12 protein-coding genes are annotated in these 12,697 nt (G+C 72.0%); 4 read left to right on the top strand and 8 right to left on the bottom strand.

The genetic code is table 11. The features are described 5' to 3' along the window. Nucleotides 1–150 precede the first annotated feature (150 nt). The gene (gene dapE, locus EIL87_RS16185) at nt 151–1,227 is read right to left on the bottom strand and encodes a succinyl-diaminopimelate desuccinylase (RefSeq protein ID WP_125091367.1); all 1,077 of its coding nucleotides are present in this window, start codon (nt 1,225–1,227) and stop codon (nt 151–153) included. 119 nt (nt 1,228–1,346) lie between these two features. On the opposite strand from dapE, the gene EIL87_RS16180 reads away from it, so the two are divergent. The 4 genes from EIL87_RS16180 (at nt 1,347) to EIL87_RS16165 (ending at nt 4,461) form a co-directional block, all read left to right on the top strand. Next, nucleotides 1,347–1,847, top strand: coding sequence for a hypothetical protein (locus EIL87_RS16180; RefSeq protein ID WP_125091366.1), 501 nt, complete (start codon nt 1,347–1,349; stop codon nt 1,845–1,847). A 111-nt stretch (nt 1,848–1,958) separates the two neighbouring features. Then, on the top strand, nt 1,959–2,393 hold the full coding sequence (locus tag EIL87_RS16175) for an LppA family lipoprotein (protein ID WP_125091365.1): 435 nt from the start codon (nt 1,959–1,961) through the stop codon (nt 2,391–2,393). Between the two features lie 45 nt (nt 2,394–2,438). Then, nucleotides 2,439–3,425, top strand: a complete 987-nt coding sequence (dapD, locus tag EIL87_RS16170) for a 2,3,4,5-tetrahydropyridine-2,6-dicarboxylate N-succinyltransferase (protein WP_125091364.1) — start codon at nt 2,439–2,441, stop codon at nt 3,423–3,425. Nucleotides 3,426–3,537: 112 nt separating this feature from the next. Continuing rightward, entirely contained in the window at nt 3,538–4,461 is a 924-nt protein-coding gene (locus tag EIL87_RS16165; RefSeq protein WP_125091363.1) for a CHAD domain-containing protein, read from the top strand. A gap of 118 nt (nt 4,462–4,579) precedes the next feature. Here the strand turns inward: EIL87_RS16165 and dapC are convergent, their stop codons facing one another. The 7 genes from dapC to typA form a co-directional block, all read right to left on the bottom strand. After that, entirely contained in the window at nt 4,580–5,692 is a 1,113-nt protein-coding gene (gene dapC / locus EIL87_RS16160; RefSeq protein ID WP_125091362.1) for a succinyldiaminopimelate transaminase, read from the bottom strand. Then, nucleotides 5,689–6,009: a ferredoxin gene (gene fdxA / locus EIL87_RS16155; RefSeq protein ID WP_125091361.1), complete on the bottom strand. Its 321-nt coding sequence runs from the start codon at nt 6,007–6,009 to the stop codon at nt 5,689–5,691. Before fdxA ends, dapC begins: the two co-directional genes overlap by 4 nt. Nucleotides 6,010–6,149: 140 nt before the next feature. Next, nucleotides 6,150–6,908, bottom strand: coding sequence for a hypothetical protein (locus EIL87_RS16150; protein ID WP_125091360.1), 759 nt, complete (start codon nt 6,906–6,908; stop codon nt 6,150–6,152). A 57-nt stretch (nt 6,909–6,965) separates the two neighbouring features. Next, complete coding sequence (locus EIL87_RS16145) at nt 6,966–7,328, bottom strand: hypothetical protein (RefSeq protein ID WP_125091359.1); 363 nt, start codon at nt 7,326–7,328, stop codon at nt 6,966–6,968. Next, nucleotides 7,325–8,236, bottom strand: a complete 912-nt coding sequence (gene mshB / locus EIL87_RS16140; RefSeq protein WP_125091358.1) for an N-acetyl-1-D-myo-inositol-2-amino-2-deoxy-alpha-D-glucopyranoside deacetylase — start codon at nt 8,234–8,236, stop codon at nt 7,325–7,327. Before mshB ends, EIL87_RS16145 begins: the two co-directional genes overlap by 4 nt. A gap of 317 nt (nt 8,237–8,553) precedes the next feature. Beyond that, complete coding sequence (locus EIL87_RS16135; protein ID WP_199740440.1) at nt 8,554–10,308, bottom strand: ABC transporter family substrate-binding protein; 1,755 nt, start codon at nt 10,306–10,308, stop codon at nt 8,554–8,556. Between the two features lie 424 nt (nt 10,309–10,732). Next, on the bottom strand, nt 10,733–12,646 hold the full coding sequence (gene typA, locus EIL87_RS16130) for a translational GTPase TypA (protein WP_125091357.1): 1,914 nt from the start codon (nt 12,644–12,646) through the stop codon (nt 10,733–10,735). Nucleotides 12,647–12,697 lie beyond the last annotated feature (51 nt).

Below are 12,697 nucleotides of genomic sequence, written 5' to 3'. Positions count from 1 at the left end.
CGAAGTCGCGCGGGACACCCGACCACCGCAGAGCTCCACTCCTGGACTGCTGGCCCGAGCACTCGACAACTCCACGCTTCCCCCAGCACCACACCGCAGAGCAGGACGGACAACCGCGGTGATCGGGGCTCGGCTCCAGGGACCTCGCGGTCAGCTGAGGAAGCGTTGGAGGGTTTCGGCGCAGTGGCGGATCTCGGGAGTGCGGACGTGCTCCTGCTGGGTGTGGGCCAGGGTGGGGTCGCCGGGGCCGAAGTTGACCGCGGGCAGGCCGCGGGCGGCGAAGCGGGCGACGTCGGTCCAACCGAGCTTGGCGACCGGCTCGGACTGCGAGGCCTCGACCAGTTCCGCCGCCGCCGGGGACGTCAGCCCGGGCAGGGCACCCGCCGACAGGTCGGTGACGGTGACCTCGTACCCCGCGAAGATCTCCCGCAGCTCCGCTTCGGCCTGCTCGGCCGACTTGTCCGGGGCGAAGCGGTGGTTGACGGTGACCACGCACGAGTCGGGCACGACGTTGCCGGCGACTCCGCCGGAGATCTTCACGGCCTGCAGGCCTTCCCGGTACTGGAGGCCGTCGATCACCGGGTTGCGCGGCGTGTGCTCCACCAGCCGCTGGAGGATCGGCTGCACGGCGTGGATCGCGTTCTCCCCCATCCACGCCCGCGCGGTGTGGGCGCGGGTGCCGGTGGTGCGGACCTCGACGCGGATCGTGCCCTGGCAGCCCGCCTCGATCGCGCCGTTGGACGGCTCGCACACCACCGCCAGATCGCCCTCGAGCCACTCCGGGAGCTCGCGCTCGATGCGCCCCAGCCCGTTGCGCTCGGCCTCGATCTCCTCGCAGTCGTAGAACACGAACGTGAGGTCGTGCCGCGGTTCGCCCAGCGTGGCGGCGAGGTTCAGCATCACCGCGTCGCCGCTCTTCATGTCGGTGGTGCCGCAGCCGTGCAGCAGTTCGTCCTCGCCGGAACCGGTGCGCCGGGACGGGAGGTTGTCGTTGACCGGCACGGTGTCGAGGTGCCCGGCCAGCACGACCCGGGTGCCGCGGCCGAGGTGGGTGCGCGCCAGCACGGCTTCGCCGTTGCGGACCACCTCCAGGTGCGGTGCCTGCGCGCGCAGCGCCTGCTCCACGGCGTCCGCGATGGTCTTCTCCGAGCCGGACACGCTGGGGATGTCCACCAGCGCGGCGGTCAGCTCGACGGGGTCCGAGGTGAGGTCCAACGAAGCGGTCACGCCCGGCAGGCTACCGCGCTGACCTGCAGGACAGGCATCGGCGGGACCGGATCACGACAGCCGCCACCACGGCCGAGATCATCGGACTAGGCTCGTGAACCGGTGGTGGCGGAGGCGACATGGGGTGCGGAGCGGGTCCGCGAGCGTGGCGCGCAGCCGGAGCGCAGGCCGAGCAGGTGCGCCTCCCGGGGGTTCTCCACGCCATCAACAGCTTCCGCGAAACCGGTTGCACGGTCCCGAGCGCGTGCACCCGCCACCACCTGCCTTCCGCGGACGGGATCGGGTCGTGGACGACGACGCCGACACCAGCGGCCGCACCGCCGCTGTGGTTCGCGGCTCTCGCGACGGTCGTGGCGGTGCCGCTGGCCGCGTTCACCGCGTTCGCGGGGGTCTGGAGCGCTGTGGTGCCCCGCCATCCCGGCGGGCACGGCGGCTGCACCCCGGCCGGGGTCGTCACGGGGCTCCGTGCTGGTGCTGCTGGCCGGGCCGGTCTTCCTGCGGTTCCGGGTCCGACGACCGAGGTCGACGGTCACGCGGTGGTCGTGGGCCTGCTCGCCCTGGGCATCGGGCCGGTGGTCGCCTTCGGCCTGATGAGCTTCGCGCTGAACCTGTTCGGCTGAGCATCGGTACTCGCACGGGTGCTCCCGCGGGTGCCGCGTCCGGGTCGCCTCGAGCGGTCCGGCATCATCTCTTGACGTCCGGAACGACGTCCGACTCTGACGGGGGTAGCAGTGTTGGACCCGCGAAGCGCGCTCCAGCAGCGCCCGAGCATCGAGCAGATCAGCGCGCAGTACGCGCAGATGCAGCAGCGCCTCCGGGACCTGCTGGACCACCTGGTCGGCCCGCTGAAGTGGGCGGTGTCCGCACCGGAGAGCAGGGTCGACTGCTCGGAGTTCGCCGGTGCCGACGCCGAGAGCAGGGTGCTGGAGTCGTGGCGGGGTGCCCAGCCGATCACCGACGCCGACTGGCCGGTCGCGGTGTCCATCGTCCGCTCGATCACGGCCGAGTACGGCTTCGGCGAGCCGGAGATCATCATCAACCGCACCCGCGACCACGAGATCACCGGCAACGACGCCTACGGCGCCGTCTACACCTTCGGCACGGCGGGGACCACGATCCTGACGTTGACCACCGGTTGTCACCTCCCGAGCGCCCTCAAGAGCTGACCCCCGTGCAGGCCGGGTGCGGCGTTGCCGATTACCGTTCCAAGGATGAGCGCGAACATCCCCGACCCGCAGACCACGGGCGCCCACGGCGTGGGCCTGGCGACCGTGACCGACGACGGCACGGTGCTCGACACCTGGTTCCCGACCGTCAAGCTCAGCGATTCCGGCGAGTCCGGTACGACGAAGCTGACCGCGGAGCAGGCCGCCGAATCGCTCGGCGAGGCCGGTGTCGCGCTGCTCGGGCGGGATGACGCCCGGGGTGTCGAGGTCATCGCGGTCCGCGTCGACATCGCCAAGCTGTCCGATGCGCCGGCTGACGCGCACGACGTCTACCTGCGGCTCCACCTGCTGTCGCACCGGCTGGTGCGCCCGCACGGGGTGAGCCTGGACGGCCAGTTCGGACTGCTCGCCAACGTCGTGTGGACCAACCACGGCCCGTGCCCGGTGGAGGGCTTCGAGGCGACCCGGCTGCGGCTGCGGGCGCGCGGCCCGGTCACCGTCTACAGCGTCGACAAGTTCCCGCGCATGGTCGACTACGTGGTGCCCTCCGGCGTGCGCATCGGCGACGCCGACCGGGTCCGGCTGGGGGCGCACCTGGCCAGCGGCACCACCGTGATGCACGAGGGCTTCGTGAACTTCAACGCCGGGACGCTGGGCGCGTCCATGGTGGAGGGCCGCATCTCGGCGGGCGTCGTGGTCGGTGACGGCTCCGACGTCGGCGGCGGTGCGTCGATCATGGGCACGCTGTCCGGCGGCGGCAAGGAGGTCATCTCCATCGGTGAGCGCTGCTTGATCGGCGCCAACGGTGGCATCGGCATCTCGCTCGGCGACGACTGCGTGGTCGAGGCGGGCCTGTACGTCACCGCGGGCACCAAGATCACGCTGCCGGACGGCACGATCACCAAGGCATCCGAGGTCTCGGGCAACGACGGCCTGCTGTTCCGCCGCAACTCCACCACCGGCGCGGTCGAGGTCGTCAACCGCACCGGCGGCAAGGTCGAGCTGAACGCGGCGCTGCACGCCAACGACTGACCCCAGCGCACTCGACGGGCCCCTCCCGCTCCCGGCGGGAGGGGCCCTTCGCTGCCTAGACGTGCCTGTGCGCGGCGACGGTGGCGGCCCTGGGCCGTCTTAGCATGGGGGGATGGCTGCATCCCGGCTGCTCGAAGACGTGCTGGCCTCCGAGCCGGTCGAGGTGGACCGCGAGGCCACGATCACGGCGCACGTCCGCGCCGCGCTGGACGCGCGGCTGCGGGCGCTGCTCGCCCACGAGGCCGGTGCGCGCCGCGGTGACGATCCGGAAGACCTCCACCAGATGCGGGTGCCGGTGCGCCGGATGCGGGCGATGCTGCGCTCGGCCCGGCCGTTCCTGGACCGCGAGGAGTCCGAGCCGCTGCGCGCGGAACTCGGTTGGCTGGGGCGGGCCCTCGGCCCGGTCCGCGACCTGGACGTGCTGCGGGAACGGCTCCGCTCGGAGTGCGCCGGCCTTCCCGACGCCGAGCGCAGCGCCGCGGAGCAGCTGATCTCCGGCCTGGACGCCGAGCACCGGAAAGCCAGGGCCGAGATGCTGGCGGCCCTGGACAGCGAGCGGTACCGGAAGCTGCTGGAGCGGTTGGCCTGGGCGACGCGGGAACTGCCCGGCGTGGACTCCGATGTGGACGCCGAGCCGCTGCTCCGCGGGCTCGTGCGGCGTCAGATCGCGAAGCTGCGGAGGGCCGTAGAGCGGCTTCCGGCCGAACCGACCGACGACGAACTGCACTCGCTCCGCATCGACGGCAAGAAGGTCCGCTACACCGCCGAGCTCGCCGAACCGCTGCTGGGTGCGCCGGTGACCCGGCTGATCAAAGCGGCCAAGGGGTTCCAGGACGTCCTCGGCGAGCACCAGGACGCCTGCTTCGCCGCGGAGCGCCTCCGAGCGCTGCTCGACGGCTTCGGACCGCGTCCGGAGGCCGGAACCGCTTTCGCCGCAGGGCGTCTCGTGGAACGCGAGGAAGTCCGCAAGGCGCACCGGCGAGCCCAGTGGCCCGCCGCCTGGGAAACCCTCACCACCGCCGCTAGCGCGGTTTGAGCACCAGCCGAGGAAGTTCCCCTGGAACCGCGGAACCGGCGACGGAGCCGCCGGTTCCGGGTGTGGGACTCAACCCGCCGCAGGTCCTGCTGCCCGCACCGCTGCGCAGCAGGAGTCCTCACCCCAGGCGCTTGGCGGCTTCCGCGACGCGTTCGTCGGTGGCGGTCAACGCGATGCGCACGTGCTCGGCTCCGTCCGGGCCGTAGAACGTGCCCGGCGCGACGAGGACACCTCGCTGCGCGAGCCGCTCCACCGTCGCCCACGCGTCCTCGCCCCGGGTCGACCACAGGTACAGCCCGGCCTGCGAGTGCTCGATGGTGAAGCCGGCGGACTCCAGCGCGGGCCGCAGCACCGCACGGCGAGCGGCGTAGAGCTCGCGCTGCTCGGCGACGTGCTCGTCGTCGCGCAGCGCGGCGGTGACCGCCTCCTGCACGGGGCGCGGCACGATCATGCCGGCGTGCTTGCGCAGCTCCAGCAGCCGCGCGACAAGCACCGGATCACCGGTGACGAACCCGGCGCGGTAGCCGGCCAGGTTCGACGACTTCGACAGCGAGTGCACCGCCAGCAGGCCGTCGCGCGCGGCGCCGACCGAGGGGTGCAGCACCGAGACCGGCTCGGCGTCCCAGCCCAGCGCCAGGTAGCACTCGTCGGAGGCGACCACCGCGCCCATGTCCTGGGCGGCGCGCACCATCCGGCCGAGCTCGTCGGCGGTGAGCACGCGGCCGGTCGGGTTGGACGGCGAGTTCAGCCAGAGCAGCTTGGTCCCGCCGGGCGGCAGCTCACCGGGGGCGAGCCGCACGACCTCGGCGCCGGCGATCTTGGCCCCGACCTCGTAGGTCGGGTACGCCAGGTCCGGGATCGCCACGACGTCGCCGGGGCCCACGCCCAGCAGCGTGGGCAGCCACGCCACGAGCTCCTTGGAACCGATGGTGGGCAGCACGGCGTCCGGTTCGAGACCGGTGATGCCGTACCGCCTGCGCAGCGACTCCACGGCCGCTTCGCGCAGGGCAGGCGTGCCGTGCGTGGCCGGGTAGCCCGGCACCTCCGCCACGGCGGCCAAGGCCTCCCGGAGCTGCGCGGGAACCGGGTCGACCGGGGTGCCCACGGACAGGTCGACGATGCCGTCCGGGTGGGCGTTCGCGGTCGCCTTGTGCGGTGCCAGCGAGTCCCAGGGGAAGTCAGGGAGCCGGGGCCCGGACGCCACCGCGCCCGGGCCGGTCGGGGAGCTCATTCGCCCTGAGGCGGCAGGCTCGTGATGGGCTCGACGTCCTTGTTGACCTTGCCCACCTTCGCGGCGCCACCCGGCGAACCGAGATCGTCGAAGAAGTCCACGTTCGCCTTCGTGTAGGCGGCCCACTCGTCCGGCACGTCGTCTTCGTAGTAGATGGCCTCGACCGGGCAGACCGGCTCGCAGGCACCGCAGTCGACGCACTCATCGGGGTGGATGTAGAGCATCCGCCCGCCCTCGTAGATGCAGTCGACAGGGCACTCCTCGATGCAGGCCTTGTCGAGCACGTCCACGCAGGGCTCGGCGATCACGTAGGTCACGGTTGCACTCCTGCTCGAAGCGTTGTCCAACGCGCGCGCAGGAATCTCCTGGCGCGACTGCTGACAGTATCTCTCGCACCCCCCTGCGCGCGTAACTGGTCCCACGGCTCGGGAGGTGTGACGACTCTACGTCGGTCCGGTTAACGGCGTAAACCGTTCCGCCGCACCCACTCCGCCCCCTTCCGGCCGATGCGCTTCAGGGCGGAACGTTCTCCCAGGTAACCCCCCACGACACCCACCACGGGGACGTTCCCCAGCAGCTGGTGGTGGAGCCGTCCCTGCGGCCTCTTGTCGAGCTCCGAGTCGATCTCCCAGAGCGCACGTGCCATCCGCCACACCGTGCGCACCACGGACTTCAGCGTCGCCTTGCCGTGCTTCCGCGTCGAGGCGTCGAGGTCCTCGGTGAGCTCCTGCGAGCGCGCCTCGTCCTCGACCCGGCCCGCGGCCAGCTCCGGGCTGATCTCGCGCCCGAGCAGCACCGAGGCGATCAGCTGGACCTGCACCGCCCGATCGGTCACCCCGTGCTCCCCGGCGATCGCGCACAGCACCAGGCTCTGCCCGGTGATGCCCAGCGCGTTGCGCAGCGGCAACCGTGAAGTGATCGCGCCGCCGAAGCGCGGCAGGCCCGCGGCGAGCGCGAGGAACCGGCCGACGCGCAGCGTCCACCAGTCGCAGCGCTCGTCGACGCTCATCGCGTCCCAGGTGGAGCTGCCCGGCACCTGCATCGAGTCGAGCTGCCGCAGGAGCTTGTGCAGCGTCCCGTCGCCGAGGGCGTCGATCTCCCGGCCCCGCAACCGGACCGGGTCGGCCTCCCGCAAGGCGGCCAGCACGGGCGTGGCGGCCCGGACGAACGGCCGCAGCACTCCGGCCACCCGCTCGTCGGTCAACACTTCAGCCATGGGTCCTCCCGGGCGCCCATTCTGCCGACCTCGAGGCAGGAGCCCCAGCAGAACTCGTCAGCGGCCCGGTTTGGCGAGGACCATGCCGAGCATCATCGCGCTGGGCAGGGCTCCGCCCCCGATGAGCAGCAGCGTCCGCCAGTCGCTGCCGAGCAGCACGACGTCACCGCCGGGGCCGAAGACGCCGAAGACGAGCACGACCGCGAACCACAGCACCAGCGGGGCGCCGGCGACGCGGCGGCTCCTCGAGATCCGGCCGGCCTCGGCGACCAGCAGCGGGGTCGTCACCGCGGCCACCGCTGCGGAGATCGGGAACTGCACCGAGCCGATGTAGAGCGGCAGGTACAACAGCTCGAGGATCGCCAGCAGCACCGTGTTGAGCAGCAGGAACCCGAACACCGCAGCGTCGGCGCGGCTCACCGGGCCCCCACCGGCTCGGTACCGCACACCCCGAGGCCGCCGAACAGGTCCGTCTCGCACCCGTCCGCGGGCCCCTCGGCCAGCACGTAGTGCTCGGTGGGCTGGATCGGGTGCGCCACGCCGTTGGACAGCGCGTACGCGGCGACGCCGTCGCCGTTGCGCCACTGCTCCACCCAGACCTTGACCTGGGTGCCGTGCGCCCGCAGCGCGCTGATCTTGGCGGGCAGGTGCTCGGCGATGTCGATGACCGTGGTGATCGACTCGTCGGGCACGCTCGCGAGCTCGTGCAGCTCGGGCAGGTGGAAGGGCAGGTCCTCCGAGCGAGCGAGGTCAGCGAGCCCGGCGGCCAGCGAGTCCCGCGAGGGCACCGCGTAGAACAGCCGGTCCACCTCCGGCACGCGCTCGACCGCCGCGCGGGTGATCTCGTGGGCGCGGACGTGGTCGGGGTGGCCGTAGCCGCCGTCTTCCGCGTAGGTCACGACGACCTGCGGTTTCACCTCGTCGAGGACGTCCACCAGGGCTTGGGTCTGCGGCTCGGGCTCGCCGAGGGCGAAGGCGCGCGGGTGCGCGTCGGGTCGAGCGGTGGCCTGACCGGGCTGCTCCCAGAGCATCCCGGAATCGCGCCACCGGCCGACACCGCCCAGGAACCGCTGGTCGGCGACTCGCAGCGCGGCGCAGGCAGAACGGAGTTCACCGACGCGGTAGCCGCCGAGCTGGTCGGCCTGGTCGGCCACCAGCTCCTGCAAGCCCTCCGGGATGACCTCGCCTTCCTCGCCGAGCGTGCAGGTCACCACGGTGACCTGCACCCCGCGAGCGGCGTAGCGGGCAATCGTCCCGCCGGTCCACAAGGTCTCGTCGTCTGGATGCGCGTGTACCAGCAGCAACCGCGGTGGGGCCGTCAGCGTCACCGGTCCAGACTAATCTCCGCCCACCCCCGGACGACCAACGGCCGCCCACCCCCGACCGGACCAACGGAATCCCACGTCGGGTTCACCGCCCCGGGCTGCCCGCGGAGACCACGGCCATCGCGGCAGCACCCCCACGCACGCTCCACCTCCACCAGGCACGGACGACATGGCCGCGGTGCGCCCCGAGGTAGAACCCACCGCCCACTCGTCCGGGTGAGGGGATGACACCTCGCGCGAGACGTCATCCCGGAGGCCTCGAGGGGACCCAGGTTGTCTGCGCTGGTCAGAGGGCCGGCGCGGGCGGAAGAGGCCTGGTGTTAATAGCCGTCGTTCTCAGCCGGTGTTCCGAGCCACTGGGCGGCCGTGGAGAACGGCCCGGCGAAGCCGAAGCCCGGCTGGACGCCTCTGGCCTCCTTGCTCAGCGCCAGGACCTGCGCCTGCTGGTACAGCGGCAGCGCGATCGCGTCCCGCCACAGCACCGACTCGACGTTGGCGGAGGCCTGCTGGAAGGGCAGCCGCCCGCCCAGCGCCGCGTCGATCGTCGGTTGCAGGAGCTGGTCGCAGAACCCGGCCGCGTTGTAGGGCAGCGGCTGCTCGCTGTCCGGGTCAACGCCCGGGCAGCCGTACGACGAGGCCATCGTGGCCGCCGGGTCGCCGCCGGCCGGTCGCGGCGCGACGGCCATGTCGACGGTGCCCGCGGTCCCGGCCTCCGCGGAGTGCGGGTTGGTGGCGAGCATCTCGCGGAAGAGCTGGTCCCCGGTCGGTGTCACCACGGTGGCCTGGATGCCCAGGTCGCGGAGCTGCCGGGCGGCGGCCTCGGCGATGCTGATGTAGCTCTCGTGCTCGAACGGCGCGGCGATCACCAGGTTCAGCGGGCGCCCGTCGCGGAGCCACGTGCCGCCCGCGCGCTGGTACCCGGCCTCGGTCAGCAACCGCTCGACCTGCGACCGGTCCGGCTGCTTCGGCAACGCCCCGGCCGGTTCGGTCGGGGTGTACCCGCGCTCGGAGGGGGCGAGGACCTGCGCGTGCGCCTGCAGCTGGTCACCGGGCGCACCGCCGCCGGTTCCGGCCTCGATCAGCGCGGGCCGGTCCAGGGCGGCCAGCACGGCCTGCCGGACCCTGACGTCGGCGAGGGCCCGGCTGTCCTGCCGCAGCAGCAGCTCCATGGTCGCCGGGCGAGGAACGGTCATCAGCTGCACCTGGTCGCCCAGGCTGCGCAGCGACTGGAGGGTGGTGGCGTCCGGGCTGAACAGGGCCAGGTGGCTGTCGCCGCTGCGCAGCGCCTCGACCTGCCTCGGCTTGTCGAGCGCGCGCAGCACGACCCGGTCGGACTGCGCGGGGGGACCCCAGTACCGGTCGTTGCGCTCCAGGATGATCTCGCCGCGGTCCAGGTCGATCTGCCGGATCGCGAACGGTCCGCCCGACGCCGGGTAGCCGTCGTCGAGGACGGTCGCCCAACCCCGCGGGGCGGCGCGCAGCAGGTGCGCGGGCAGCAGGTTGGTGAACAGCGACTGCCAGCCCGCGAAGGGTTCGCGGAAGGTGACGTCGACGGTCTTGCCGCCCTGCCGGGAGGCGACGTCCTCGATCAGCCGGTAGCCGGCCGGGTCGGCGACACCGGGCTGCGAGCGCAGCTGCTCCCACAGGTAGACGAAGTCCTCGGCGGCGATGGGGGCTCCGTCGGACCAGCTGGCCTGCCGCTTGATCCGGTACCGCACGGTGAACTTCTCCGCGTCCGGGACGACCTCGGCGGACTCCACCAGGTTGGTGTCGAGCTGCGGCGCGCCGTCCGGGCCGGGCCGGAACACCGAGGGCAGCATCAGGCCGGCGAGCGCGGAGCTCGTCGGGGACAGGTCGGCCAGGGTGTGCGGGTTGAAACCGCCCTCGAGCTCGTCAACGCCGGCGACGACTTCGATCGGCATCGGCTGCGACGGTGTGCTCGTGGTGGGCGGGCTGGTCGTCTCGTTCGGCGCCACGAGCTGCGGCGGCGGTGCGTCGGTGCAACTCGCCACCAGGCTGACGATCGCCACCAGCAGGGGAACCGCAACACGTGCGCGGCGTCGACCCTGGGACACGCCGAACCTCCCTCACATCGAGCCGCCGGAGGATCCTCCCCGGGGCGGGCGCCCGCCGCTCGGTGTCACCCGAACGCAGGACGCGCGAGAGCCCCCCATCGTTCCCGAAACGATCCGATCATCGTCATCGGGGTCGACGACCCGTGCCGCCAGGAGGCGGCAAGAACGTCTCCTCCTTACCCCACGCGACCAGCTCGCGCCGCCGGGAGATCGAGCCGTCGAGGGCAGCGGAACGGGACTTCACCCACCGGAGAAGCCGGCCAGGTCCAGGGATTGCTGCGTGGCGAGCACTGCGGCTCCGCGGACTCCGCGCGCTGGGCCGGCGCACGGCGTGCTCACCACGAAGCCGCTCGAAACGGCGGCGGCGCCGGCTGAGCCCCCCCACCGGGGACGAGCCGGCGCCGCCGCCTCCTCGGTCCAGCTGTCAGGCGTTGTCGCGGGCCTTCTGCCGCGAGCGCTCGCGACCGCGGGTGGTGCTGTCGAGGATGATCTTGCGGACGCGGATGGCCTCCGGTCCGATCTCGACGCACTCGTCACCGGAGCAGAACTCCAGCGCCTCCTCCAGCGAGAGGGTGCGCGGCTTGGCCAGCTTCTCGAGCTCATCGGCGGTCGAGGACCGCATGTTGGTGAGCTTCTTCTCCTTGGTGATGTTCACGTCGAGGTCCTCGGCACGCGGGTTCTCGCCCACGACCATGCCCTCGTAGACCTCGTTGCCCGGCTGCACGAAGAACGAACCGCGGTCGGCCAGCTGCAGCAGCGCGTAGTTGGTGGCCGGACCGGAACGGTCGGCGACCAAGGAGCCGCTGTGCCGGGTGCGCAGTTCGCCCACCCACGGGAAGTAGCCCTCGAAGACGTGGTTGGCGATGCCCGTACCGCGGGTCTCGGTGAGGAACTCGGTGCGGAAGCCGATCAGCCCGCGGGCGGGGATCACATACACCAGCTTGATGCGACCGGTGCCGTGCCCGTCCATCGTCTCCATGCGGCCCTTGCGGCTGGCCAGCAGCTGGGTGACGGCGCCGAGGTGCTCCTCGGGGGTGTCGATGGTCAGCCGCTCGAACGGCTCGCACAGCTTGCCGTCGATGGTCTTGGTGACCACCTGCGGCTTGCCGACGGTCAGCTCGAAGCCCTCGCGGCGCATGTTCTCGACCAGGATCGCCAACGCCAGCTCACCTCGGCCCTGCACCTCCCAGGCGTCGGGCTTCTCGGTCGGCAGCACCTTCATGCTGACGTTGCCGATCAGCTCGCTGTCCAGCCGGGCCTTGACCTGCCGGGCGGTGATCTTGGAACCGCCGTTGCGGCCGGTCAGCGGCGAGGTGTTGACACCGATGGTCATCGAGATCGCCGGGTCGTCCACCGTGATCCGCGGCAGCGGCTTCGGGTCGTCCGGGTCGGTGAGGGTGTCGCCGATGGTGATGTCCGGGACGCCGGCGATGGCGACCAGGTCGCCCGCGGAGGCCTGCTCGGCCGGCACGCGGGTGAGGTTCTCGGTGATCAGCAGCTCGGTCAGGCGGACCTTCTCGACGCTGCCGTCCTCGCGGCACCAGCCGACGGTCTGGCCCTTGCGGATCGTGCCGGAGTGGATCCGGCACAAGCCGATGCGGCCGAGGAAGGACGAGGCGTCGAGGTTGGTGACCAGGGCGCTCAGCGGCGAGTCGTAGTCGGCGACCGGCGCGGGCACGTGCTCGAGCAGCACCTCGAACAGCGGGTCGAGGTTCTCCTCGGCGGGCAGCTCGCCCTCCTCCGGCTGCTCCAACGAGGCGCGGCCGGCGCGGGCGGAGGCGTAGACGACCGGCAGGTCGAGGATGGACTCCATGTCCAGGTCGACCTCGCCGTCGAGCTCGCTGGCGAGCTCCAGCAGCAGGTCGTGGGCCTCTTCGACGACCTCGGCGCAGCGGGCGTCGGGGCGGTCGACCTTGTTGACGACCAGGATCACGGGCAGCTTCGCCGCCAGCGCCTTGCGCAGCACGAAGCGGGTCTGCGGCAGCGGCCCCTCGCTGGCGTCGACCAGCAGGGTCACGCCGTCGACCATCGACAGCGCTCGCTCGACCTCGCCGCCGAAGTCGGCGTGGCCGGGGGTGTCGACGACGTTGATGGTGACCGGACCGTCTTCGGTCTCACGGCGGATCGCCGTGTTCTTGGCCAGGATCGTGATGCCCTTCTCACGCTCCAGGTCGTTGGAGTCCATCACGCGGTCGACGAGCTCGGCGCGCTCGGAGAAGGCACCGGACTGGCGCAGCATCGCATCGACCAGGGTGGTCTTGCCGTGGTCGACGTGCGCGACGATGGCTACGTTGCGCAGATCACTGCGCGTGGGGGCGGCGACGCTGGTGGCGGACACGCGGGTACTCCATGGCTCGGCGCGGAAAGGACGCGGCGGTTCGTCGATGTG

Source organism: Saccharopolyspora rhizosphaerae, assembly GCF_003931915.1.
Taxonomy (GTDB): Bacteria; Actinomycetota; Actinomycetes; order Mycobacteriales; family Pseudonocardiaceae; genus Saccharopolyspora; species Saccharopolyspora rhizosphaerae.
The sequence above is the reverse complement of the archived record's forward strand: the minus strand, read 5'-3'. Positions and strand labels throughout refer to the sequence as shown.

Excerpts from the sequence above, each read along its gene's own strand:
- dapC (WP_125091362.1), bottom strand. The coding sequence starts at position 5,692 with ATGAGCTCCCCGACCGGCCCGGGCGCGGTGGCGTCCGGGCCCCGGCTC.
- EIL87_RS16150 (WP_125091360.1), bottom strand. The coding sequence starts at position 6,908 with ATGGCTGAAGTGTTGACCGACGAGCGGGTGGCCGGAGTGCTGCGGCCG.
- EIL87_RS16165 (WP_125091363.1), top strand. The coding sequence starts at position 3,538 with ATGGCTGCATCCCGGCTGCTCGAAGACGTGCTGGCCTCCGAGCCGGTC.
- dapD (WP_125091364.1), top strand. The coding sequence starts at position 2,439 with ATGAGCGCGAACATCCCCGACCCGCAGACCACGGGCGCCCACGGCGTG.
- EIL87_RS16180 (WP_125091366.1), top strand. The coding sequence starts at position 1,347 with ATGGGGTGCGGAGCGGGTCCGCGAGCGTGGCGCGCAGCCGGAGCGCAG.